We start from the raw sequence: 23,466 nt of genomic DNA, 5'->3' as shown, positions 1-23,466 counted from the left end.
CCACCCACGAGACTCCCCCTCCCCCAACCCCCCCCCCCCCCCCCCCTCGCCGGTGTGGGCTCCGTAACTGCCGTTGTGATGCGTCGAGAGGGCAGTTACGGAGCAATCGATGGGTTTGCTGCGGTCCTTAGCCGAAGTACTTCGGCAGCGTCGCCTCGTGGGCTTCACGGAGGGCGTCCAGGGACAGGCCCGCCACACCGTTGATCTCCAGGGTGCCGCTGGCGGCGTCCACCACACCAATACGGGTGTGGGCGAAGCCGCGGGCGGTGCACATGTCCGTGAAGCGGACTTCCTCCGAGCGGGGGACGCCCACCACAGCACGGCCCTGGGACTCGGAGAAGAGTGCCGTGAACAGGTCCACGCCGTCCCGGTCCAGGATGTCCTGCAGGGCGATCCGGGCACCTACGCCGTAGCGCAGCGAGGACTCTACCAGGGCAGCCGCGAGGCCACCCTCGGAGAGGTCGTGTGCGGAATCGATCATGCCGTCGCGCGAGGCGTTGATCAGGATCTCGCCCAGTGCGCGCTCGGCGTCGAGGTCGACCTTGGGCGGCTGCCCGCCCAGGTGGCCGCGCATGTTGGCCCATTCGGAACCGTCCAGCTCTGCGGCGGTGGTGCCCAGCAGGTAGATGGCCTGCCCGTCCTCGCGCCAGCCCGACGGCGTGCGGCGGGCGACGTCGTCGAGCTTGCCCAGCACTGCCACCACAGGGGAGGGGTGGATCGGCGTGGTGCCGGTCTGGTTGTACAGGGAGACGTTGCCGCCGGTGACCGGAATGCCGAGCACCATGCAGGCGTCGGACAGGCCGCGGATGGCTTCGGCGAGCTGCCACATAACGTCCGGGTCCTCGGGGGAGCCGAAGTTCAGGCAGTCGCTGACGGCCATGGGGACGGCACCGGAGGTGGCAACGTTCCGGTAGGCCTCGGCCAGCGCCAGCTGTGCACCGTGGTATGGATCGAGGTAGGTGTAGCGCCCGTTGGCGTCAGTAGCCAGGGCCACGCCCAGGCCGCTTTCCTCGTCAACGCGGACCACGCCGGCGTCATCGGGGAACGCCATGGAGGTGTTGCCGCCTACGTAGCGGTCGTACTGGTTGGTGATCCAGGACTTGGAGCACATGTTCGGTGATGCCACCAGTTCGGTGACGGCCTTGGCCAGTTCGGCCGGAGCGGAGGGACGGCCTGCGTCCTGCACGGAGCCCGTGAAGGAGTCTGCCTGCACGGCGTCCTGCCACCCGGGACGGGCGAACGGGCGGTCGTAGACCGGGCCGTCATGCGCCACGGTGCGGGGATCGACGTCGACAATCACCTCGCCTTCCCACGTGATGATAAGGCGGCCGCTGTCCGTCACCTCGCCCAGCCAGGCGTACTCGACTGCCCACTTGTCCATAACCGCCTCGAACGCTTCCACGTTCCCGGGCGTGACCACAGCCATCATGCGCTCCTGCGACTCGGACATCAGGATTTCGCCCGGAGTCAGCGTGGGGTCGCGCAGCAGCACGGAGGTCAGCTCAACCGCCATGCCGCCGTCGCCGTTGGAAGCCAGTTCCGAGGTGGCGCAGGAGATGCCTGCGGCGCCCAGGTCCTGGATGCCTTCAACCAGTGAGCCCTTGAACAGTTCCAGGCAGCACTCGATCAGGACCTTCTCGGCGAACGGGTCGCCCACCTGGACGGCTGGACGCTTCGAAGGCTTGGTGTCGTCGAAGGACTCGGAAGCCAGCACCGAGGCGCCGCCGATGCCGTCACCGCCGGTTCGGGCACCGAACAGGACCACCTTGTTGCCCTTGCCGGAGGCGTTGGCCAGGCGGATGTCCTCGTGGCGCATGACGCCAACAGCGAGGGCGTTCACCAGCGGGTTGCCCTGGTACACGGCGTCGAACACCATTTCGCCGCCGATGTTCGGCAGGCCCAGGGAGTTGCCGTAGCCGCCGATGCCGGCAACGGCACCGTGCATCACGCGTGCGGTGTCCGGGTGGTCGATGGCGCCGAAGCGCAGCGGATCCATCACGGCCACCGGGCGGGCGCCCATGGAGATGATGTCGCGGACAATGCCGCCGATGCCGGTGGCGGCGCCCTGGTAGGGCTCAACGAACGACGGCGAGTTGTGCGACTCGATCTTGAAGGTCACGGCCCAGCCGTCCCCCAGGTTGGTGACGCCGGCGTTCTCGCCGATGCCCACCAGCATGTCCTTCTTCATCTCCGGCGTCACCTTTTCGCCGAACTGGCGCAGGTGGTTCTTGGAGGACTTGTAGGAGCAGTGCTCGCTCCACATCACGGAGTACATGGCGAGCTCGGCGCCGGTGGGGCGGCGGCCCAGAACCTTGACGATCTCGTCGAACTCGTTGCGCTTCAGGCCCAGTTCGGCCCAAGGCAGCTCGGTGTCCGGTGTCTTCGCGGCGTTTTCAACAGTGTCGATGTTGAACTTCTTGGTGGTGTCGATGCTCACTTGTCGCCTCCCACAATCTTGGTCAAAACGGAGGTGAAGAAACCCAGCCCGTCGGTGTCGGACCCGCCGACGCCGTCAAGCGATTCCGGGCCGAATCCGGCCTCCACGGCGTGTTCGGGGTGCGGCATGAGGCCTACGACGTTGCCGGCAGCGTTGGCGATACCTGCGATGTCGCGGCGGGAGCCGTTGGGGTTGAACCCTACGTAGCGGAACACCACGCGGCCCTCAGCCTCGAGCGCGTCCAGGGTCTTGTCGTCCGCGAGGTACTGGCCGTCCTGGTTCTTCAGCGGCACAGTGATTTCCTGGCCTGCCTGGTAGTCCAGGGTCCATGCAGTATTGCTGTTCTCGACGCGCAGGACCTGGTCGCGGCACATGAACTTCAGGTGGTCGTTCTTGATCATGGAACCCGGCAGCAGGTGCGACTCCGTGAGGATCTGGAAGCCGTTGCAGATGCCCAGCACGGGAAGCCTGGCGTCGCTGTTGGCGGCGTCGATGATCCTGGACATCAGCGGTGCGAAACGCGCGATGGCGCCGGCGCGCAGGTAGTCGCCGTAGGAGAAGCCGCCGGGAATCACGACGGCGTCCACGTCACCGAGCTCGGTGTCGGCATGCCAGAGCTCGACGGCGGTGCCGCCGGCCAGGCGGACCGCACGGGCGGCGTCGCGGTCGTCGAGGGTGCCGGGAAAGGTGACCACGCCGATCCGTGCACCGGCGAGCCTGCGAGCACCTGGAGCGTCTGCGGCGACGGCGTTGGCCTCGCCGATCAGGGGAAGTTCAGTCATCTCAGGCCTCGACGACCTCGACGTTGACGACGTCCTCGATCACGGGGTTGGACAGGAGGGTCTCTGCGGCATCGCGGGCCTGGGCCAGGATCTCCTCGGTCACCTCGCCGTCGACCGTCAGTTCAAAACGCTTGCCCTGGCGGACAGAGCTGAAGCTGGTGAAGCCCAGCCGGGGGAGAGCGCCGACGATAGCCTTCCCCTGCGGGTCCAGAATCTCGGGCTTGGGCATAACGTCAACAACGATCCGGGGCATCCGGTAACTCCTGTGCGTGAGCTTGGGTAAGGGCGCAGCGGAGAAGTGCCGTCTCACGCCGTACCGAAGGTGTTGGGACACACTTTGTTGAACCTTGTGGACGGGCGCTCCGCGAGCTTGCTAGCCCATTCTACCGGCCGGAGCGCCCCTCCCTGTATTCGGCGGATTCCGGCCATATGATGCACACACGGTCCCGGGCTTTCAGAGGTGGCCGCAGGGAGTTGCGACAGGGTTCTGGAGTTGAGCCGTTGGTATCACTAGGATTGCTGAATGGCTGAGAAATCAAGATCCGTGCTGTTGCCCATGGTTGCCGCCGCAGTGTTCGCGGGGCTGGGGCGCATGGTGCTCCAGAAGATCAAAGCCGACCGGTTTGCCCGGGACAACCGGGTTGCAGGACCACTGGATGAAAAGACCAGGCAGTGGATCAGCGACGTGGTGCGCACCCCCCGGTAGCAGCGCAAGCGCGCACCCAGTCCAAGCGTGCCAGGGCGCCCTGCGGGGCGCCCTTTTCCATGCCATCCTGCCCTGAGCGGGGCAGCGTGTGACTGGCAAATAATTCACGAATGTGCTCTATGTCATATTCAGCTATCAGTCTGTACTCTATGAACCGGCTGGTCTCACGGAATGACAAAACCTGTAATTCCGCGGTCCCAAGCCTATAGTTTCTGGCCCCCGATCTGGCTGGGCCGGTACATCGTGAAAGGGTTGCGCGTGAAATCAACTGGAAAGAGCCCCTTGCGGGCCGGGGGATTCCGGAAGGCCGCGGCGCTGGCCGTTGGTTTACCTCTTCTCCTCACCTCGATGGCCATAAGCCCCGCTACCGCGGCGCCGGCCGGACAGGACCTGGCAATAGCTGCCAAAAAGGCCGCCTCTGCTGACTTCGAGGACGGCCGTTACATCGTTGTCCTGGCGGGCGCGGCGGCCGCGGGTTACGAAGGAGAAACCCCGGGGCTTGGCGCAACCAAGCCGCAGAACGGCCGGAAGCTCGATGCCGGAAGCCCCAACTACAAGGCCTACGACGCGCATCTCCGGAAGCGGCAAAGCGAGGTCGCTGCCAGCCAGGGCGTCACCCCCGGAAAACGATTCACTGCTGCCCTCAACGGCTTCAGTGCCGAGCTGACAGCGGCGCAGGCGATGGAGCTGTCCAGGGACGACCGTGTCCTGGTAGTCGCGCCGGACACGGAGAACGCCCCGGACTACACCACCACTGACTTCCTCAAGCTGACCGGCCCCGACGGTGTCTGGGCGAAGCAATTCGGCGGCGAAGCCAACGCGGGCAAAGGGGTCGTGGTGGGGGTTATCGACTCCGGATACGCCCCGGACAACCCGTTCCTGCAGGGCGAGCCTGTCCAGCCGCTGCGCGGTCCCGCGCAGGTTGGCGTGCCGTACCGGACCGCCGAGGGCCGCATCGCTATGCTCAAGGCCGACGGCACCACCTTCGTGGGCGAATGCCAAAAAGGGCAAGGGACGGGCGCCGCATTCGACGGCTCCCTGTGCAACTCGAAAGTCATTGGCGCCAGGTACTTTGCCGATTCCTTCCTGCAGTACGTAGCCCCCGGAAACCGGGCGCCCCAAGAGCTCATCTCACCGGTCGACGTCGGAAGCCATGGGACGCACACCGCCACCACCGCGGCGGGCAACGCGAACGTTGAGCAGACGATTGACGGCTCAGGATTCGGCAAGAGCTCCGGCGTTGCTCCCGCCGCCAAGGTCTCCGTCTATAAGGTCTGCTGGGAGGACACCAGCCCTGATACCGGAGGCTGCTACTCATCCGCTTCGGTCGAGGCCGTGGAAGCCGCGATCAAGGACGGCGTGGATGTCCTGAACTACTCGATTTCGGGCAACAACAACAGCACCACCGATCCCGTGGCGCTGGCCTTCCTCAATGCTGCGGCGGCTGGTGTTTTTGTTTCTGCTTCCGCCGGCAACTCCGGCCCTGCCGTCTCCACGGTCAACCACGCCTCGCCGTGGCTGACCACGGTCGCTGCCTCCACCTTCCCGAGCGATTTGCTCGGCACCGTGAAGGTTTCCGATGGTTCCCTGTACCGCGGAGCTTCGATCATGAAGTCTGACGTGGTTGACAAGCCGGTCGTTGTCGCCGCTGCTGCGGCAGCAGCGGGCGCTGCCAACCCGAACCTCTGCGGCCCCGGTTCCCTCGATGCGGCGAAGGTGGCAGGCAAGGTAGTTCTCTGCGACCGCGGCGTTGTGGACAGAACGGCGAAGAGCCAGGAAGTCCAGGACAAGGGCGGCGTCGGAATGATCCTGGTAAACGTTACCAACAGCTCCGAAGACGCGGACAACCACGTGCTCCCCACGGTCCACGTCAACGCCCCGAAGAGCCTGGAGCTGAAGTCCAAGCTGGAAGCCAATTCCGCTTTGACCGTCAGCCTGGTCAAGGGGGACCTCACCGGCGAGCCGCCGGCTCCGGCGCCGCAGATCGCCGGTTTCTCCTCCCGGGGTCCAAGCCTTGCTTCCGGCGGCGACCTGCTGAAGCCTGACATCGCTGCACCGGGCGTGAATGTCCTCGCAGGTGTTTCCACCATCGGCAACAAAGGCGAGCAGTTCGGGTTCATGTCCGGGACATCGATGGCCGCACCGCACATCGCCGGGTTCGGTGCGCTGGTGCTTAGCAAGCAGCCCAAGTGGACCCCTGCCATGGTCAAGTCGGCCATGATGACCACCGCCTACCCGCTGGTGAACGCTGACGGTTCAGCCAACACGGACCCCTTCCAGGGCGGCGCAGGCCACATTGACTCAACCCGGGTCCTGGATCCGGGCCTGGTCTACAACTCGGGCATCAAGGACTGGTTGGGCTTCCTCAACGGCCAGGGCGTTGACATGGGAGCTCCGCAGGCCGGCACCATTGCCGCACGCGACCTGAACCTGCCGTCCATCGCACTGGGCAGCCTGGTGGGCGAAGTGCAGGTCAAGCGCCGGCTCACTGCCCTGGTACCCGGGATGTATCGTCCGGAGGTCAACATGCCGGGCTTCAACGTCCAGGTGGAGCCCAATGCGCTGAACTTCGCGGAGGCAGGCCAGACCCGGGAGGTTACCCTGACCATCAGGAACGTGAGCGCTCCGGTGGGCAAGTTCAGCACCGGCACCCTGACCTGGAAGGGCCCGCGCACTGTGAGCTCTCCCATCGCAATCCGGCCTGTTGATGCGCAGATCGCTCCGTCGTTCTCGTTCAGGTCGGCCACGGGCAGCGGCAGCGGAGTCATGGAATTGGTGTCAGGCTCGGATAACCCCATCAAGGTAGGGGTGGAAGGCCTGGCGCCGTTGAGCCAGACAGCCATCACCAAAACTCCCGGTGAGTACGCACCGGCAAACGATGCGCACAACGCCCTGCTCCGGGTGACGGTGCCCACAGGCGCCTCATTCGCGCGACTGGGTGTCCAGGCGCAATCGAACGACGTCGACTGGGACATGGTGGTTTACGCACCGAATGCTTCGGGTAGCCTGACGGCAACGCAGGTGGCCACGGCTTCCGCCAGTGAGTTCCTGGATCTGGAGGCGCCGCGGGCGGGCACGTACTACATTGTGGCCAACCTCTACTCCACGCCCAATAATGGGGCAGCCGGCGCGTCCGTGCAGGCGGTCACATTTGCAGGGGATGCAGGCAACCTCAAGGTGGAACCGAACCCGATTGTGGCTCCGAACGGCACTGCCACCTCGGCCACGCTGTCCTGGAGCGGCCTGTCCGAAGGCGCCTACCTTTCGCGCCTCAGCCTCGGCGAGAACGGCATCAGGACCTGGGTCAATGTCCAGGTGGGTGCCGCCTCTACTGCTCCTTCGGGGGCTCCGCAGGTGGCTCTCGCGGACGCAGTTCCCGCGGCCTAGCAGCCTCGCGTTCAGACAACAGGATCCCCGGGCGGTTGAACCGCCCGGGGATCCTGTTTAACCCGGCTGCTTCGCTGGCAGGTGGCGTTGCGCTAAATGGCGCCGGACGCTCCAGCAGCATTGCCCAGCAAAGGGGCCATGGTTTTCCAGCGCGAGATTTCACAGCCGTCTGTCCGCGTGAAGACCGCCTCAACTGCCCGCCCGTGGAAAGTTCCAGTCACCACGGCGACCTGTGGGCCGCCGTATTGCTGTGTGCACAGCTTCGGGGGCCCGGGCTTCGGGAAGAAGATGTCATCGCCGTACCGTTCAACCGTGGCCAGTGCCGCGGCGGGGTCCGGCAGAGTGCTTTCCGCCGAGGGGCCGCCGACGTCAGCGACCAGGCGGAATTCGTGCTCGCCGGCCTCAGGGCTTTCGCGCAGCCTGATGGTCAGATCTATCATGCGGACACGCTCCCGGACAGGGCGGCCAGTTCCTGGGCCAGCTTTTCACGGAGCCCGGCTGCCTCGGCTGCAAAGGACCGCTGCTGTTCAACGTAGGCGGTCTTGCCCTGGGGGGTCTCGATGCGGATGGCCGGGTAGCCCCACTCGGCCAGATCGTAGGGCGAGGCCTGCATATCCATGGCCCGGATCCGCCAGGACAGCTCAAAGCAATCCATGACCAGTTCGCTGGGCAGAGCAGGCAGGAGCTTGTACGCCCACTTATACAGATCCATGTTGGCGTGGAGACAGCCCGGCTGCTCAAGGTGCCGCTGGGTGTCCCGGCTCGGCGCCAGTTCATTGAGGGGAATGGCATCCGGGGTGTAGAACCGGAAGGCGTCGAAGTGGCTGCAGCGTATCCGGTTGTCCTCCACCACCTTGTCCGTACCTGCTGACCCGAGGCGCAGCTGCAGGTACTCGTGGCGCAGGTCGAACCGTTCCTGGTGGTAGACCATGGCCCACTCATGGAGGCCGAAGCAGCCAAACTGCGCAGGGCGGGCAGCAGTCCCGCGCAGGATGATCCCGGCGAAGGCGACGGCGTCCTTGCGGTCAGTGAGAAAGGCGTCCCGATCCATCGTTACCGCCGTGCTGCCTGACGGCAGCCCGAGGAAGGCAAGTTCGTCGTCGTCGAGCGTTCGGTAGTGCTTCCACCCGTAGCGGGCGCCAGCATCCCGGCCCGCCAGGACGACGCCGGCGCCTGGGTGCCAGCGGCGGAGCTGGCCGGGTTTCTGGGTGTAGTAGGTGAAGAGGAAATCCTCCACCGGATGCTTGTGCCCCGCGGAGCGGCGTGCAAGGTAGGGATCTGCGTAGCGGCTGACGCGCTGCTGGTGGGCCTCCTCACGGGCCCGCCACTCGTCCGCCGCCAGGACCCTAAGCTGCTCCACCGGCTGCACCGAGGACATCCTTCGTGGCATCCCAGGCACTGATTTCGCAACCGTTGGTCCGGGCAAAGGCGGCATCAACAGGTACTCCATCCACCACGCCGGTGACGGTAGCTTCCTGGGGCCCGCCATACTGTTCGGTGCACACCTGGTCAGCCCGTTTCGGACCGGGACTCAGCAGCGCGGCGTTTTCCTTCAAGGCAGCGCAGGCGGCATCCGCAGTGGGATGGTTGCTTTCCGCCTCGGGCGCGCCATCGACGCAGACAAGGGTGTGATGGACCTCCGGCTCACCGGCCGAGGGTTTAATGGTGATGGCCAGTTCCGCGTTGCCCTGCCCAGGGCCGGATGACGGCGCGGCAGGCTCGGGTGCCGGTGCCGGCACGGAAGACTCGGCGTCAGGGTCCAGGCTGCCTGTGGGGGCCGGAGTGGCCGGCGTGGCTGGCGGTACAGAGGCAGAAACGGAAGCCGTTGGCGGTGTGGAGGGATCGCCGGTAGGAGTCCCCCCGCCCTCGTTCGGCGTGCAGGCAGGCAACAGGACAACCGCGAACAACAACGCCGCGATGCGGACGTATGGTTGGCTCCTGGATCGACGTGGGCGCGGCAAGACTTCTAAGCGCGTCAGCTGCTCTATGCCCCCGGAATGCACACTGTGCCAGTGCCGTGGCCTGTCTGTCATGATGCCATTCTACTGCCGCCGCCCTGCTGGCCGGCTAAGCATGCTGGGTCTGGGACGTGGCTGCGATAAGCCCCATCATGGCCGTGTGCAGCTCGCTGACCTGGCTTCGGGTCAGGCCCAGGCGTTCCATCATGGTGCCCGGCACCTTGAGCGCCTCCTGCCGAAGGGCCGCTCCTGCGGGAGTGAGGCCGACGGCGAGGGCGCGCTCGTTGCCGTCCACCCGCCGTCGTGAAATCAGACCGGACACTTCAAGGCGCCGCAGCAGAGGGGAGATGGTGGCCGGCTCCTGCGCCAGGGCATCGCTGATGTTCCGTACTGTGCGCGGGCTGGACTCCCAGAGGCACAGCATGACCAAATACTGCGGGTGGGTGAGGTTCAACTTCTCGAGCACAGGTTTGTACGCTCCCACCACGCTGCGGGAGGCAACAGTCAGGGCAAAGCAAAGCTGGTGCTCGAGCAGCAGGTCGTTGTCCTGCGGGCTGTCCCCGCCGCCGGGCGCGGTACCGGCTGCGGGGGAAGTGCTGGATGCAGTGGTCATCGGAGCCTCCAATTGTTAGTGTGCTAACTATTAGCGTACACTGTTACTAGGAAAAGCGGTCTCTGGAAGGAGCCAGTACATGGGTAGGGCCAGTTCAGAAGGCAAGGAAAACGCGTCGCAGCGGTTCATGCGGGCCACCGGCAAGCTGCGTGCCATTTTCGGTCCCGCAAACCGTTCTTCCCTCATTCACGACATGACAGAGGAAAACCGGCGGCTCCTGGCCCAGCGCGAAGCTGAAACCCAGCAATGGGAGACCATCACGCGGCCTGACGGCAGCACCTATGTGGTGCCCAGAAATCCGGAAGATAAGTCCCTCCGCTGACACCTGGACCGCGGAGCCTTTTCAGGTACGCGGGCGTAAAATAAGGGCACTTGCTCCACGAGGAGCAGTGGCCTTATTTGGAACGGCTCTTCTTTCCCCTGAGTGCGGAAAGGGGGTGGAAAACAGTGGCACATGTACTCCGCGGGTTCATGAACGCGACCGACAGGCTCCGCTTCTTCTTTGGACCGGCCACCCGCCTGGACACCAGCTTGCCCGTGGTGCACAAGCATGACGAGTATGAGCAGGCTTCGGAGGAGGAACTCACGCATTTTGTGGTGGAAACCGACACGGCCGGCCACCACTACGCCGTACGCCGCGAAGACGTGAAAGAGACCTGACTTCGGCCAGGCTGGACGCATTGCCGCGGCTACTCCCAAAAACACCTAAAAAAATGCATTGGCCAGGGAGTAGATTCCCTGGCCAATGCATTCTTGTATGAATTGACGGCGCGGGTTAGCGGCCGGTGCCGCCGTACACCGTGGCTTCGTTCTCGCTGTCCAGTTCGAAGGCCTGGTGGATGACCCGCACGGCCTCGTCCAGCAGATCCGCATGGGTAACAACCGAAATGCGGATTTCCGATGTGGAGATCATGTTGATGTTGATCCCCGCGCCCGAGAGTGCTTTGAAGAAGGTTGCGGAGACGCCGGGGTGTGAACGCATGCCGGCGCCGATCAGGGAGAGCTTGCCGATCTGCTCGTTGTACTCGATGGTCTCGAAGCCGATCTGGTCCTGCGCTGCGTGAAGGGCCGCAAGGGCGTCGGCACCTTCCACGATGGGCAGGGTGAAGGAAATGTCCGTCCGGCCCGTGCCGTGCGTGGAAACGTTCTGCACGATCATGTCGATGTTTGAGTGGGCATCGGCGATGACCTGGAAGATCGCAGCCGCCTTGCCGGGGATGTCCGGAACGCCAACAACGGTGACCTTGGCTTCGGAACGGTCGTGTGCGACGCCGGAGATGATTGGCTGCTCCAAGGCAACTCCCTCTTGTGTGGTGATCTTGTCTTCAGCACTCGGGATGACCCAGGTGCCTTCGTGCTGGCTGAATGAGGAACGGACGTGCAGCGGCACACCGAACCTGCGCGCGTACTCAACGCAGCGAAGGTGCAGAATCTTGGCTCCCGAGGCTGCGAGTTCAAGCATTTCCTCGCTGGAGATCGTGTCGATTTTCTGGGCTGAGGGGACAACGCGCGGATCGGCCGTGTAAATGCCGTCCACGTCCGTGTAGATCTCGCAGACGTCGGCTTCGAGTGCCGCTGCCAGCGCTACGGCAGTGGTGTCCGAACCGCCGCGGCCCAGGGTGGTGATCTCGTTGGTGGCCCGGCTCATGCCCTGGAAGCCCGCCACGATGGCGATGTTGCCCTTATCCAGGGCGGTGCGGATGCGGTGGGGGTCGACGTCGATGATCCTGGCCTTGCCGTGGATGCCGTCGGTGATCATGCCGGCCTGGGAACCGGTGAAGGACTGGGCGGAGGCTCCCAGTTTGTTGATGGCCATGGCCAGCAGCGCCATCGAGATGCGCTCGCCGGCGGACAGCAGCATGTCCATTTCGCGGGCAGGGGCAGAGTCAGTTACCTGGCCTGCGAGGTCCAGGAGTTCATCGGTGGTGTCACCCATGGCCGAGACCACAACAACCACCTCGTTGCCCGCTATCTGGGCGTCCACAACGCGCTTGGCGACCCGCTTGATGCCGTCCGCGTCAGCTACGGAGGAACCGCCGAACTTCTGCACAATGAGCTGTTGGGTTACGGCACCGCCGACCGGCAGCTCCTGCGGCTGCGTTGCGTTGTGCACTTCGGTAGTGGGCGTACTCATGCGCGTACCTTCACTGAATCAATTGGAGCCCGGCCAGACAGCCGTAAAGCTGTGTTGGCCCTGACGCGGGAAACTAATGCCGCTGTTGGCGCGACTTCTGGTCACAGTTTATCGCCGAGCATGGCCGGGCGTTGAATTGTGACCGAATCTCAGCCCCTGGGAGGACCTGCGGGGAAGCCCCTCGGGCGTACGCTCAAACTGTCAAAATGCCTTAAGAGACTGTGGGGGACAGGTGCGCAATAGATGGCGATGATTTCTGAATTACCGGAGGCTGCGGACGGGCCGGAACCCGACGACGGCATCACGGCGCGGTCCGTGAGCCGCAGCTTCGGCGCGGTGCACGCCGTCGAGCAAATGGACTTCCATGCGCCCGCCGGGAAGGTGACCGCGCTGATCGGTCCGAACGGGGCAGGCAAAACAACCCTGCTTCTGATGCTGGCATCACTGTTGGCGCCGGATGAGGGCAGCATCAGCGTGGGCGGGCTTGACCCGCGCCGCCACCGGGCAGAGGTGCGCGGCCGGCTGGGCTGGATGCCGGACACGCTGGGAGTGTGGGAGTCGCTGACCGCCCGGGAAATCCTCACCCAGATGGCCCGCTTCTACCGGCTCCCGGCGCAGGGCATCGGGCAGAGGGTCTCGGAGATGCTCGAACGGGTGCGGCTGGACGATCTGGCGGACCAGCCGGCCCGGGTGCTGTCCCGCGGGCAGCAGCAGCGGCTCAGCCTGGCCCGGGCACTGATTCACGACCCGTCCGTCCTGCTGCTCGACGAGCCCGCCTCGGGATTGGACCCGGGCTCGCGCGTGGAGCTGCGGATCATGCTCCGGCAGCTCGCGGCCGAGGGTAAGGCCGTGGTGGTCTCGTCCCACGTGCTCAGCGAACTGGACGAGATCGCCGACGCCGCGGTGTTCGTCAACAAGGGGCGCACGGTCCGGCATCAAACCACCGAAGAAGCTGCCGCCGCGGGCCGCAGGTACGCCATCAGCGCCGCTGACACGGCCGCACTTGCGGCCAAGCTGACGGAGCTCGGTTTGGTATTCCGCCGCGAAGACGGGCGGCGTCCGTCAATCAGCCTGCTGCTGGCAAACGACGGCGACGCCGAGCGGCTGCTGCGCGACCTGGTGCTGGCCGGCGTCCGGGTAACGTCCTTTGCCCCGGCCTCCGGCGCCCTGGAAGAGACATACATGAGCCTCGAGGGGGAGCGGCAATGAGCCACACGACAGAAAACCGGCAGCACATCGTCGGCGGAACGGGAGCCGGCGGCTACCTGGCCGGAGTCAGGGACGTGGTGGTCCTGGAGCTCAAGCAACGGCTGCGGTCCCGCGGCTGGTACATCATGCTGGCCATTTGGTTTGTTCTCACAGGACTGGTGACCTGGCTGACCTGGGCCAGCTGGAACGCCTCGCAGGCGGCCCAACGTGGATTCCCGGGCTATGTCCAGCCCCCCGAGTCGGGGCCCGGGTCCATGATCTTTGAGGTGGTCCTGGCCTTTGTCCTGCTGTTTGCCTTGCTCGTTGCCCCGGCGCTCTCCGCCAACGCGGTGAACGGAGACCGCGCCGGCGGCACGCTGGCCATCCTCCAGGTGACGCTGCTGCAGCCCGGCCAGATCCTCTGGGGCAAGTTTTTCGCAGCATGGGCCGCAGCCCTCGCGTTCCTGGTGGCGAGCACCCCGTTCCTGGTGATCGGGGTGGCGCTGGGCGGAATGACTCCCGGCCATGTGCTGGTGGCCCTGCTGATGCTGGCGCTTGAAGTGGGTGTTGTGTGTGCCATCGGTGTTGGCATTTCAGCGCTCGCCGGCAGGCCGCTGTTCTCCATCGTGGTCACGTACCTGGCAGTGGCCGGGCTGGCAATCGGCACACTGATCGCCTTCGGGCTGGGCACGGGGCTTACCCAAGGCACAATCATGGCGAACCAGGCCCAGTACCGCTCGTTCGAGCCCCCCAGCAACGGGCCAGCGGAACCCGGCTACACCTGCTCAGGGCCATTGCAGGAACAGAGTGTGATGCGCACCGAACGGGTAGCCTGGCTGCTGGCAATGAACCCGTACGTGGTGGTGGCTGACGCCATCCCGTATCCCGACCGCACGGGTCAGGAGGGTTTCCGCTCTGTAGGGGCGATCGAAAACATCAGTCAGGGAGCCCGGTACGCGCTTGCCGGTCCCGACGGTACCTATCCGTGCGCCAACGGGGAGGTCAAGCCGCAGTATCTGGCGCAGTCCACGCCGCTGTGGCCGCTGGGCCTAGGCCTGCAACTCCTACTGGCAGCGCTGCTTATGTGGCTGGGTTGGCGTTCACTCCGCACGCCTGCCCACCGGCTGGCACGGGGAACGCGTATCGCCTAGTGATGACTCCGGACAGGCCCGGCCGCTGAACAGGGCCGGGTCAGCCGGATGAGTGCTGCGGGCTGTCCAGCCTGAACATCAGCAAGGGGAAGCCCTTGCCGGCCGTGTCCTGGTCGGGTGGCTGCAGGGTCGCCCCTGTACTTATGAATGGCGCCCTCGTCCCCACCATCAACCAGCCGCAGGACAAGCCGCTCGGTGACCAGAGGTGCGGCCTCTCCCAGGACCATCGTCTGCCAAAACCTCAGGTCAGGGCGTTGCGGCGGCCCTCGAAAGCCCGCCCCAACGTGACCTCGTCTGCGTATTCGAGGTCGCCGCCCACGGGCAGCCCGGACGCCAGCCTGGTCACGGTGATCCCGATGGTCTTCAGCATTCGGGCCAGGTACGTGGCTGTCGCTTCACCCTCCAGGTTGGGGTCCGTGGCGATGATGACTTCCTGGATGGCGCCGTCGTTCAGCCGCGTGAGCAGTTCCCGGATCCGCAACTGCTCCGGGCCGATACCGGCGATGGGATTAATGGCCCCACCCAGCACGTGGTACCTGCCCCGGAACGAACGGGTGCGCTCCACGGCGAGGACGTCCTTCGATTCCTCCACCACGCAGATTACCGCCGGATCGCGCCGGGGATCACGGCAGATGTTGCATTGTTCCTGCTCAGTGACGTTGCCGCACACAGTGCAGAACTTGACGCGTTCCTTGACAGAGGTGATGGCCTCCACCAGCCGCTTCATGTCCTGGGGGTCCGCTTCAAGGATGTGGAACGCCAGCCGCTGTGCGGATTTCGGGCCCACGCCGGGAAGGCGTCCGAGCTCGTCAATCAGCTCTTGGACAGCACCTTCGTACACGTTTTTCCTCTTTAGCTAGGGGTGGACAGTGGTTGGATCAATAGCGGGGTGTAACGGTGCTTCCGTCGAGGGAGCGCTCTTCGATCAGCTTCCCGCCGAGGATACGTTCCACCGCCGCGCGGCCGAACACCCCGGATTCCTCAATGGTCTCATCGTCGGCGCTGGGGATGTCCTGTACGAGGGTGGCCGCTGCAGGAACCGCACGGGCAGGAGCCTTTGCCCGGCCCGCCTCGGCCTCCGGGCTGTTGGACAGGCGCTGGTAGAGGCTTTGCCGGGTGTTCGCCGCCGCAGCCGAATCGGTAGAACCGGGCGAAGCTGCAGCGGCACTGTGGGCGGGCCCCGCAGGAGCAGGCGGTGCCGCTGGAACAGTATGGGCAGCCGCCGCTGCGGGTGCGGCTGACGCCATGGCGTACTCGCGTGCCGGCACTGGAGCGGAACCCGAGGGAGCGGCGGACGAGGGCGCTGCGCCACCCGTTGGAACCGTGCCGCCTGTGGGAACCGCGCCACCCGTTGGAACCGTGCCGCCCGTTTGAACCGCGCCGCCCGTTTGAACGGGGCTTGAGGGAACCGTTCCCGCGGGAACGGGGCTTTGGGGGACAGATTCCGCAACGGTGGCCCGAGTACTCGCCTTCACAGGCGAGGCTGCAGTTGGAGCCAAGCCCCATTCGGCGTCAATGGAAGAGCCGGCTTTTGTAACAGGGATGGAAGGCGGAACCTGGGAAGCAGCGGGTTCGTAGTGTGTGGCTGACGGGGCCGCGACTGCTTCCTTCTCGGGCAACACGGCAGGTAGGTTCCTGCCCACGTTGCTTGATTCCCCAACAACCCAAACCCCGGGTGCCTGCTCAACGGCGCGGGTCCAGGGATCGCGAGCATCCAGGCCCGGGGCAGCGGCAGTTGGAGTCGTGGCAGCCAAGGTTCGGTTGGCGGCCGGGGTGCCGGGTTGTGTGCCCTGTTGGGCTGGCCCGGCTGCGCCGGAGGTGCCGCCCGCGGCGGTGGCCGGAGCGGAACGGTTGCCGGAGCGCGCGGAAGGGTCCCAGTCCATGGGAGGTTCCTCTTCCAGCGGGGGTGCGTCCTCGTCCCGGGGAGGTCCCCAGTCATCGTCCGAGTAGGAGTAGTCTGCTCCTGCGCCGCCGTAAGGGTCTCCCTGAGCCGAAGAAGCCGGCGAAGGTACCGGCGAAGGCGGAGCCTGGGAAGAGCCGCTGCCGGCAGCGGGCTGACCAGAGCCGGCTGTGTGAGGCCCGGCAGAAGGCGAGGCACCGCGCCTGTTCGGGAATTCGGCCTCCTGCGCTGTGCCCTGGGACTGGCCTTGGGCAGAACCGGCCGTAGCGGAAGGTTCGGGTGCATCCGGTGCCGGAGACGGCGCAGCGGGTGCCAGTCCCCAGGCAACATCGGCTGAAGTGGCCGGGGCAGTTGACGTTGCCGGATTAGTTGCAGGCGCCGGGGCAGGCCGGCTAGCGGGTGCTTTTGGGTTTGGCTCAGAGCTCGTCCGGCCGGAGTTTCCGCCTGCCACCGCGTTGATCTGGCAGTCAATGCCCACAGTCTTATGGATCGCCTGCCGCAGGTTTTCGGAATGGTCTGCCCGGCCAAAAGCGCCGGCGAGTCCGGATGTGGCGAACGAAAGCGTGACAATCTGGCCGTCGAACGCACTGACCTGTGCATTCGGTTCAACGAGTGCCCAGGTGCTGCGCTTGATCTTGGACAGCGTCTGCAGGACATCCGGCCACGCCCGGCGCAGCACTTCCACATCACCCATGGCCGCAGGGGCCGTGGCAGGAGCGGATCCAGCGGCGGCCGGTTCGGGCCGGGCAGCGGCAGTGGCGGTCTGGGCAGCCGAATCCGGAGCCTGGCCGGTACCTCGTTCCGGCGTCCCGCCCATCGGGCTAGCTGTGGAGCCGTCCGCGGGACCTGCGGCGGGGCGGGCCAGGGCGGGACGGGAGTCCGCACGAGCGGCGCGGGAATCGGTGGAGGCCTCGACCGGCCAGTCGCTGGTGCTCACCCGGGGAGCTGTCAGGGGAGCACGACTGTCCGCCCCGGCCGGGCTGGCCGTTGCGGCAGGGGCCGGCGATTGCGCACGTGTCGGTTCCGGAGCGGCGGCCGCGGGTTCCTGGCTTGAGGGCCGGGCGGCGGCGGACTGCGAGCCCGCTGGCGCCGGCCGTGCGGATTCGGCTGTGACTGGTTCCGCAACCGCCCGCGCCGGTGTGGCCGGTTCAGGAGCTGCCTGCGTAATAGCAGGGTGCCCGGCTGATGCAGGTGGGGCAGAGGCTGCGGCGGCGGGAGCGCCGACGTCGTTCCCTGCGTAGTTCAGCCGCCGCTCTACACGGTCTATCCGTGCAGCCATGCCGCGCTCGTTCTGCTCCGAACTGGGTAGCAGAATCCGTGCGCAAAGGAGTTCCAGGTGCAGCCGCGGGGAAGTGGCGCCCGTCATCTCGGTAAGGGCAGTGTTGGTGACGTCGGCGGCGCGGGACAGCTCCGCTGCGCCGAGGTTGTGCGCCTGGTTCTTTAGCCGCGCAATCTGGTCGGCCGGCATGCCACGAAGAATGGTCTGGGCGCTTTCGGGCATGGCCTGGACGATGATGAGGTCGCGGAAACGCTCCAGCAGGTCCTCGACAAAACGGCGCGGGTCATGGCCGGTCTGGATGACCCTGTCCACGGCGCGGAAAACGGTGGCGGAGTCCGACGCGGCGACGGCCTCAACAACATCGTCCAGCAACGACGCATGGGTGTAGCCGAGCAGCGCCACGGCCAGTTCGTAGTCCAGTCCGTTGGGGCCGGCACCGGCCATCAGCTGGTCCAGGACTGACAGGGAGTCGCGGACGGAGCCGCCCCCTGCGCGGATGACCAGTGACAGCACGCCGGGAGCAACCGGAACGTTCTCCTGTTTGCAGAGGAGTTCCAGGTAGGCCATCAGTGGCTCCGGCGGCACCAGCCGGAAAGGGTAATGGTGCGTCCGCGAGCGGATGGTGCCGATGACCTTGTCCGGCTCCGTGGTGGCGAAGATGAACTTAATGTGTTCCGGGGGTTCTTCGACGATTTTCAGCAGGGCGTTGAACCCGGCAGAGGTGACCATGTGGGCTTCATCAATGATGAAGATTTTGTAGCGGTCACGGACAGGGGCGTACGTGGCGCGCTCGCGCAGGTCCCGGGCATCGTCCACGCCGCCGTGGCTGGCGGCGTCAATTTCGATGACATCCAGGGATCCGGAGCCGCCGCGGGCGAGCTCGACGCAACTGGGGCATGTGCCGCACGGGGTGTCGGTGGGGCCCTGGGCGCAGTTCAGGCAACGGGCCAGAATTCGGGCGGAAGTGGTTTTGCCGCAGCCCCTGGGACCCGAAAAAAGGTAGGCGTGATTGACCCGGTTCTTCCGCAAAGCCGTCATAAGCGGCTCGGTGACATGTTCCTGCCCGATAACGTCAGCGAACGAGTCTGGACGGTATCTGCGGTAGAGGGCGGTAGTAACTGTCACAGAGAAAACCCTACCAATCCGGGCTGACAGTCTGCCGCCCTGTGGGGGAATAGTAAAGACCCCCCATGCACCCGCCAGAGCCCATTTACCCTTGCTACCTTCCGGTCCTGGGGGAGTTCAACAGGATGACGCCACATGAGGGGCCGCGAGCTACTTTACCCGAAGTTCAGGCGTGACTCGAATCCGCCTCCGACGGCCTCCAGCCCTCAACCCGCCAGCTCATAAAGGCCGGTTCCTCGTAAGGGTGGGCGGCCCGCAAGGCAGCCACCACTGCCGAAAGCGCGTGCCGTTCAACCACGCACTCAATCCTGTCCTCCGACACTTCCTCCGGTGCTCCCACCCGCCCAAGGTAGGGAGTGGCGCCGTCGTGGGCAGTAAAGCGGCCAATTCCATGGGTGACAAACGAGCAGTGGGAGTAATTGCCGATCCGGCCCGCCCCGGCGTCGCCGATGGCCTTTAGGACCGGTTCCGTGTAGGTCCGGGGAACGTAAACCACCAGGGCATGCAGCTCAGTCATGCTTCCCATCGTGCCGGAAGACCCCCTAATTGAATGCAAATCCATTGCTTATCCCCCTGCCACCCACGATCATGGGTATGTACACCGATTGGGGCAATCTCCAGATTGTGAGCTATGGGGCCTGGCCGAACGGAGCTGGACCCGGCAGCTCAACGGTGTACCGGTGGAATGGGCGCATTGGGGGCGTCCATTTCTGGGTTAAGGCCAAGCCGGGAGCCGGTCCGCAGGGAGGCCGGAAAGCCTTCGGTGCCCGGGGCCGGAGCCTCGATTGGGCGAAGCGGAAAAGTTCAGGTACTCTAGTATCTGCTTTTGATTCAGAAGCAGCTGGAGAATTCGCCTAGCGGCCTATGGCGCACGCCTGGAACGCGTGTTGGGTTAACGCCCTCGGGGGTTCAAATCCCCCATTCTCCGCCGGTAAAGAACCCGGTCCCGGCAGTGCCGGGATCGGGTTCTTTCGTTTACCGCAGTTGCACCAGCCCCGGCCCGGCCGCCTCCACGAAGCCAAGCCGGCGGAGTCGTTCGCGTGCGGCCAGCTCGCTCGGGCCGCGGTGCCCCAGGGCCAGGCGTACGACGACGAGCACCACCTTGGTGGCCAGCCTTACCGGCAGCGGGAACGGACCGAGCCGCGGTACGGACAGCCCGAGCATCCGGCGGTAGTTCGGATCGAGGCTGTATACGGCTCCCGCGAAGAGGATGCGGTAACCGGGCCGAAGCATGGGATGCAGCGGCGGATTGCGGATAAATTCCACTGTTTCCGTTACGCGGCTGTCCACCCGCAGCTCTCCGCTGCGGAAAAAGCGGTCCAGTTGCGCACGCATGTCCGCCTCGGAAAGCGGCGGATCCGGCACGCCCATCAGGCTGCCGGCCTGGGCCCATTCACGTACGTACGCGTCCGGGCCGCCAGGGATGCGGCCGCCCCACAACTGATGGGCCGTGAGGAACGCGTCCGTGAAGGCAATGTGGATCCAACTGGCCAGCTCGGGATCGTTGGCGCTGTAGCTACGCGGCGTTCCCTGGTTGTCCACGAAGCTGCCCTGTACCGGCTCGTGCAGGCGCCGCACCCGCCGGGAAGCCTCCTCAGCGGCTGCCTTCGAGCCGTAGGTAACAGTGAAAATCCAGCGGATGGTGGCCGCGAGCCGGGCCAGGGGATCCTCACGGAAGTTTGAGTGCTCGTGCACCCCTGCAAGGGCTCCAGGATGAAGGGACTGCATCAGCAGCGTGCGGATTCCGGCAACAATGGGCGACATGGAGCCGTGCACAGCCCATACTGCCGAACCCGGCAGGTGGTACCCGGGATCGTCCCCTTCTGCCAGCTTCGGAACCCAGCCGGGCACCTCATCGGCCTTGCCCGTAAAGGTTTTCTTAAGTTCGTCCTGCCATTTCCCAAGGAAACTTCGCATACATCATTGTCGCCCCGCAGGATCGGGCGCGCAGTGGGAACGTACGCAAGGTTTTCGCAAGTTGTAACCCGCACGATAGGACGGGGTTCACAGGCTACCGGCCCTGTGGTCCCATGGGAGATACCTTCAGGACGCGCTCGGATGATTACGTTACGGAGACAGGCTTTGGGGACTTATCAAAAATCAGGTAAGCACACCGACGTGCGCCGTCCTAAGGTGTCGGTTCTGCGCGCACTGACTGCCACTGGTGCTGTTGCCATATCCATCTGGTCCCTCAACCTGACCGGCAGCGCGGTGGAGCGGGAGGCATCGGGTTCCGTGGCCGGGCTTGGTGCAGGGACAACTTCCACGTCCGACGGCCGCTCGGCCGAGCCGACATCGGACAGGGTTGGTGCCGGGATGCTGCAGGCTACGGCCTTCACGAACCCGCGTGCGCTCGTCAAGTTTCCCCACGCGGCCATAGGCGGCTACCGCGGGAAGAGTTCCTCGCGGCTGACGGTGGGGACAACAGGATTTGGCAGGCCGCCAGCCGGATTCCTGATGGCGCCGCTGGCTCTGCTCAATGCCAGCTCGCCCTTCGGTTTCCGGGTGAGCCCGCTGTCCGGGGCCGCCGGCGACTTCCACCTGGGCCAGGATTACGCGGCCGCCTGCGGGACAAGCGTCTATGCTGCGGACTCAGGATTGGTGCGCGCCGCCGGCTGGCACCCCTGGGGTGGCGGCAACAGGGTGGAAATCGATCACGGCAACGGCCTCATCACCACGTACAACCACCTCGACGCCATTGCCGTCCGTACGGGCGACGAGATTCACGCCGGCCAGGTCCTCGGCGAGGTGGGCAGCACCGGATGGTCAACGGGATGCCACCTGCACTTCGAAACCATCCTCAATGGCCGCCACACGAGCCCGCTGAAGTGGGGCCTGATGCCCGCCCGGCCTGTGGGCGGCAGCGGATCCGAGGAGATGCGGAGCTACCTGCCCGGATTCGGTTCTCCCTCACAAGGGACAATCAGTTGGGCGATGCCGCTGAGCCACGATCACGACGAAGACCATGAGGTTGGAGTCCAGGCAGGAACGCCCGCGACGCACGCCTCCCCACCTCTGCTGTGGCCCGCCATGGCGAGTCCTGCACCCACTCGGCTGACGCCTTCGGCCAGCGCGTCCCCGTCGGGCACGCCGAGCGCGTCGTTCCCCACCTCACCAAGTCAGCCGACGACGCCGACAGCGCCCACGCCGTCGCCGGGTGCGCCGTCCACGACGCCGACGCCGTCACCGAATAACACGACATCGCCGAGTGCGCCGTCCACGACGCCTACGCCTACCCCGACCCCTACCCCCACGCCGACGCCGACCCCCACGCCGACGCCGACGCCGACCCCCACGCCGACGCCGACGCCGACCCCTACCCCGACGCCGGCACCAACTGAAGTCACGCCGTTGCCTGTCGAACCGACGCCTTCGCCGTCCCCTGCTCCGACTGTGCCATCCCCGGCACCGACGCCGGTCCCGGACCCCACGGAAACTGCGGTGACGCCTACGACGGCGCCCGCACCGACCTCTGCCTCCCCGGCGCCGGCGACCTGCCCCGCCGAGCCCACTCCGGAAACACTCACCCCGTCCCCGGATGCGCCGGCAACAAATCCCACCGGTGAACCGCTTCCCGGGGACGCAGCCTGTACACCCCTTGTCCGCGATCCTGCTGACCCTGCCTGACGGAACCGGGACAGATTCAGGCAGGTTTGAAGGGAAAGAGGGCGGGATCATCGGCACCATCAAAACAGCTTTGGGCTGAAACTCTGTGCTCGCCCGAATTAATTCTGCGAAGGCGCAGTTCTTTTATCTTTTTCCACATGGGCTGCGGCGATTCACCCAAAGTTTGCCAAAAATCTGGTTGGATAAACCTTACTGAAGGGTACAAGGGAAGCGCCGTTTCCCACCGACCACAGAGGTAGCAATGGAACAGATCGAGGCCGAGCACCCCCGGCCACGCCACTTCCTACTCCACCTGAGCGATCCCCACTTGATGGGAGGTCCGGACCCCCTGTACGGCGTCGTTGACAGCGAAGCGCGGCTCATTCAACTCTTCGAAGAGGTCAAGGCGTCCGGGGCGCGGCCAGGGGCAGTCATTTTCACCGGTGACCTAGCAGACAAGGGCGATCCCGAAGCCTATGCAAAACTGCGCGCCATCGTGGAACCGGCGTGCCAGGAGCTCGGCGCAAAAGTCATTTGGGCCATGGGAAACCACGACAACCGGGCCAACTTCCGGAAGGGCCTGCTGGATCAGCCAGGCAATGACGCCCCCGTGGACCACAGCTACTTCATCAACGGGTTGCGCGTCATCACCCTGGACACCTCCGTGCCCGGCTACCACCACGGCGAACTCAGCGAATCCCAGCTGGACTGGCTGGCGCAGGAACTGGAGACACCGGCGCCGGACGGCACCATCCTGGCGCTCCACCATCCGCCCGTTCCATCCGTCCTTGACCTCTCGGTCCTGGTTGAGCTGCGGGACCAGGCATCCCTCGCCGCGGTGGTCCACAGTTCAGATGTCCGGACCATCCTGGCCGGTCATCTGCACTACTCCACCACAGCCACCTTCGCCGGGGTTCCCGTCTCCGTCGCCTCCGCCAGCTGCTACACGCAGGACCTGAACGTTGCGGTGGGCGGCACACGCGGACACGACGCCGGGCAATCCTTCAACCTGGTGCACGTGTACGAGCACACCATCGTGCACTCGGTGGTCCCGCTGGGCAGTTCGACGACGGTGGGGGAGTACGTGCCGCCGGAAGAGACAGCCCGCCGGCTGGAGGCCGCAGGCATCCGTATCCCCGAGACCACCAAACAGCGGAGCAGCGCCCGGGCCGGACTGTCTTCCGGGCGCTGATCCATCTG

General features: G+C 65.5%; 20 protein-coding genes, 1 tRNA gene and 1 other RNA gene. 9 read left to right on the top strand and 13 right to left on the bottom strand.

Going from position 1 to position 23,466, the window contains the following annotated elements; all coding sequences use genetic code 11:
- Window positions 1–127: 127 nt before the first annotated feature.
- Genes purL through purS form a run of 3 tightly spaced genes read right to left on the bottom strand, consistent with a single transcriptional unit; the run spans window position 128 to window position 3,472 of the window.
- Window positions 128–2,437, bottom strand: coding sequence for a phosphoribosylformylglycinamidine synthase subunit PurL (gene purL / locus AC50X7_RS10630; protein WP_494978962.1), 2,310 nt, complete (start codon window positions 2,435–2,437; stop codon window positions 128–130).
- Window positions 2,434–3,219 (bottom strand): phosphoribosylformylglycinamidine synthase subunit PurQ, encoded by a 786-nt coding sequence (gene purQ / locus AC50X7_RS10625; protein WP_494978961.1) that lies wholly within the window; start codon window positions 3,217–3,219, stop codon window positions 2,434–2,436. The genes purL and purQ overlap by 4 nt, the downstream gene beginning before the upstream one ends.
- A 1-nt stretch (window position 3,220) precedes the next feature.
- Window positions 3,221–3,472 carry a phosphoribosylformylglycinamidine synthase subunit PurS gene (gene purS / locus AC50X7_RS10620; protein ID WP_015935902.1) on the bottom strand — a complete coding sequence of 84 codons (252 nt, stop codon included), beginning with the start codon at window positions 3,470–3,472 and terminating at the stop codon, window positions 3,221–3,223.
- A 270-nt stretch (window positions 3,473–3,742) separates the two neighbouring features.
- Here purS and AC50X7_RS10615 point away from each other — a divergent pair, with 270 nt between their 5' ends.
- Window positions 3,743–3,925: a hypothetical protein gene (locus AC50X7_RS10615; RefSeq protein WP_307096755.1), complete on the top strand. Its 183-nt coding sequence runs from the start codon at window positions 3,743–3,745 to the stop codon at window positions 3,923–3,925.
- 282 nt (window positions 3,926–4,207) lie between these two features.
- Complete coding sequence (locus AC50X7_RS10610; protein WP_494978974.1) at window positions 4,208–7,312, top strand: S8 family serine peptidase; 3,105 nt, start codon at window positions 4,208–4,210, stop codon at window positions 7,310–7,312.
- A gap of 92 nt (window positions 7,313–7,404) precedes the next feature.
- On the opposite strand, the gene AC50X7_RS10605 is transcribed toward AC50X7_RS10610, so the two are convergent.
- The 4 genes from AC50X7_RS10605 to AC50X7_RS10590 all read right to left on the bottom strand — a co-directional run bounded on the left by AC50X7_RS10605 (window position 7,405) and on the right by AC50X7_RS10590 (window position 9,883).
- Window positions 7,405–7,752, bottom strand: coding sequence for a subtilase-type protease inhibitor (locus AC50X7_RS10605; RefSeq protein ID WP_494978960.1), 348 nt, complete (start codon window positions 7,750–7,752; stop codon window positions 7,405–7,407).
- Window positions 7,749–8,690, bottom strand: coding sequence for a 3-methyladenine DNA glycosylase (locus AC50X7_RS10600; RefSeq protein ID WP_494978959.1), 942 nt, complete (start codon window positions 8,688–8,690; stop codon window positions 7,749–7,751). Before AC50X7_RS10600 ends, AC50X7_RS10605 begins: the two co-directional genes overlap by 4 nt.
- Window positions 8,659–9,051 (bottom strand): SSI family serine proteinase inhibitor, encoded by a 393-nt coding sequence (locus tag AC50X7_RS10595; RefSeq protein ID WP_494978958.1) that lies wholly within the window; start codon window positions 9,049–9,051, stop codon window positions 8,659–8,661. The genes AC50X7_RS10600 and AC50X7_RS10595 overlap by 32 nt, the downstream gene beginning before the upstream one ends.
- A gap of 328 nt (window positions 9,052–9,379) precedes the next feature.
- Window positions 9,380–9,883 (bottom strand): MarR family winged helix-turn-helix transcriptional regulator, encoded by a 504-nt coding sequence (locus tag AC50X7_RS10590; protein ID WP_494978957.1) that lies wholly within the window; start codon window positions 9,881–9,883, stop codon window positions 9,380–9,382.
- 79 nt (window positions 9,884–9,962) lie between these two features.
- On the opposite strand from AC50X7_RS10590, the gene AC50X7_RS10585 reads away from it, so the two are divergent.
- A complete protein-coding gene (locus AC50X7_RS10585; protein WP_307096744.1) occupies window positions 9,963–10,205 on the top strand; it encodes a hypothetical protein in 243 nt (80 codons plus the stop codon).
- Window positions 10,206–10,330: 125 nt separating this feature from the next.
- Window positions 10,331–10,543, top strand: a complete 213-nt coding sequence (locus AC50X7_RS10580) for a hypothetical protein (RefSeq protein ID WP_307096743.1) — start codon at window positions 10,331–10,333, stop codon at window positions 10,541–10,543.
- A 115-nt stretch (window positions 10,544–10,658) separates the two neighbouring features.
- Here AC50X7_RS10580 and AC50X7_RS10575 read toward each other — a convergent pair whose 3' ends face one another.
- Complete coding sequence (locus tag AC50X7_RS10575) at window positions 10,659–12,017, bottom strand: aspartate kinase (RefSeq protein WP_494978956.1); 1,359 nt, start codon at window positions 12,015–12,017, stop codon at window positions 10,659–10,661.
- Between the two features lie 243 nt (window positions 12,018–12,260).
- Between AC50X7_RS10575 and AC50X7_RS10570 the strand changes: the two genes are divergently transcribed.
- Window positions 12,261–13,226 carry an ABC transporter ATP-binding protein gene (locus tag AC50X7_RS10570; protein ID WP_494978955.1) on the top strand — a complete coding sequence of 322 codons (966 nt, stop codon included), beginning with the start codon at window positions 12,261–12,263 and terminating at the stop codon, window positions 13,224–13,226.
- On the top strand, window positions 13,223–14,356 hold the full coding sequence (locus tag AC50X7_RS10565) for an ABC transporter permease (RefSeq protein ID WP_494978954.1): 1,134 nt from the start codon (window positions 13,223–13,225) through the stop codon (window positions 14,354–14,356). The genes AC50X7_RS10570 and AC50X7_RS10565 overlap by 4 nt, the downstream gene beginning before the upstream one ends.
- Before the next feature lie 241 nt (window positions 14,357–14,597).
- Here AC50X7_RS10565 and recR read toward each other — a convergent pair whose 3' ends face one another.
- The 4 genes from recR to AC50X7_RS10545 form a co-directional block, all read right to left on the bottom strand.
- A complete protein-coding gene (recR, locus tag AC50X7_RS10560; RefSeq protein ID WP_256249526.1) occupies window positions 14,598–15,197 on the bottom strand; it encodes a recombination mediator RecR in 600 nt (199 codons plus the stop codon).
- A gap of 37 nt (window positions 15,198–15,234) precedes the next feature.
- A complete protein-coding gene (locus AC50X7_RS10555; RefSeq protein WP_494978953.1) occupies window positions 15,235–18,660 on the bottom strand; it encodes a DNA polymerase III subunit gamma and tau in 3,426 nt (1,141 codons plus the stop codon).
- A 51-nt stretch (window positions 18,661–18,711) separates the two neighbouring features.
- Window positions 18,712–18,808: signal recognition particle sRNA small type (gene ffs / locus AC50X7_RS10550), an RNA gene on the bottom strand.
- An 18-nt stretch (window positions 18,809–18,826) separates the two neighbouring features.
- Window positions 18,827–19,177, bottom strand: a complete 351-nt coding sequence (locus AC50X7_RS10545) for a hypothetical protein (protein WP_494978952.1) — start codon at window positions 19,175–19,177, stop codon at window positions 18,827–18,829.
- A gap of 326 nt (window positions 19,178–19,503) precedes the next feature.
- Between AC50X7_RS10545 and AC50X7_RS10540 the strand changes: the two genes are divergently transcribed.
- Window positions 19,504–19,588: transfer RNA gene (locus tag AC50X7_RS10540), tRNA-Ser, on the top strand.
- Between the two features lie 47 nt (window positions 19,589–19,635).
- On the opposite strand, the gene AC50X7_RS10535 is transcribed toward AC50X7_RS10540, so the two are convergent.
- Complete coding sequence (locus AC50X7_RS10535; protein ID WP_494978951.1) at window positions 19,636–20,577, bottom strand: oxygenase MpaB family protein; 942 nt, start codon at window positions 20,575–20,577, stop codon at window positions 19,636–19,638.
- Window positions 20,578–20,778: 201 nt separating this feature from the next.
- Between AC50X7_RS10535 and AC50X7_RS10530 the strand changes: the two genes are divergently transcribed.
- Together AC50X7_RS10530 and AC50X7_RS10525 are read left to right on the top strand one after the other, a co-directional pair.
- Window positions 20,779–22,287 carry a M23 family metallopeptidase gene (locus AC50X7_RS10530; RefSeq protein ID WP_494978950.1) on the top strand — a complete coding sequence of 503 codons (1,509 nt, stop codon included), beginning with the start codon at window positions 20,779–20,781 and terminating at the stop codon, window positions 22,285–22,287.
- A 241-nt stretch (window positions 22,288–22,528) separates the two neighbouring features.
- The gene (locus tag AC50X7_RS10525; protein ID WP_494978949.1) at window positions 22,529–23,458 is read left to right on the top strand and encodes a phosphodiesterase; all 930 of its coding nucleotides are present in this window, start codon (window positions 22,529–22,531) and stop codon (window positions 23,456–23,458) included.
- The last annotated feature ends 8 nt before the right edge of the window (window positions 23,459–23,466 follow it).

The sequence above is a fragment of the Pseudarthrobacter sp. Hb11 genome (assembly GCF_059383655.1).
The sequence above is the reverse complement of the archived record's forward strand: the minus strand, read 5'-3'. Positions and strand labels throughout refer to the sequence as shown.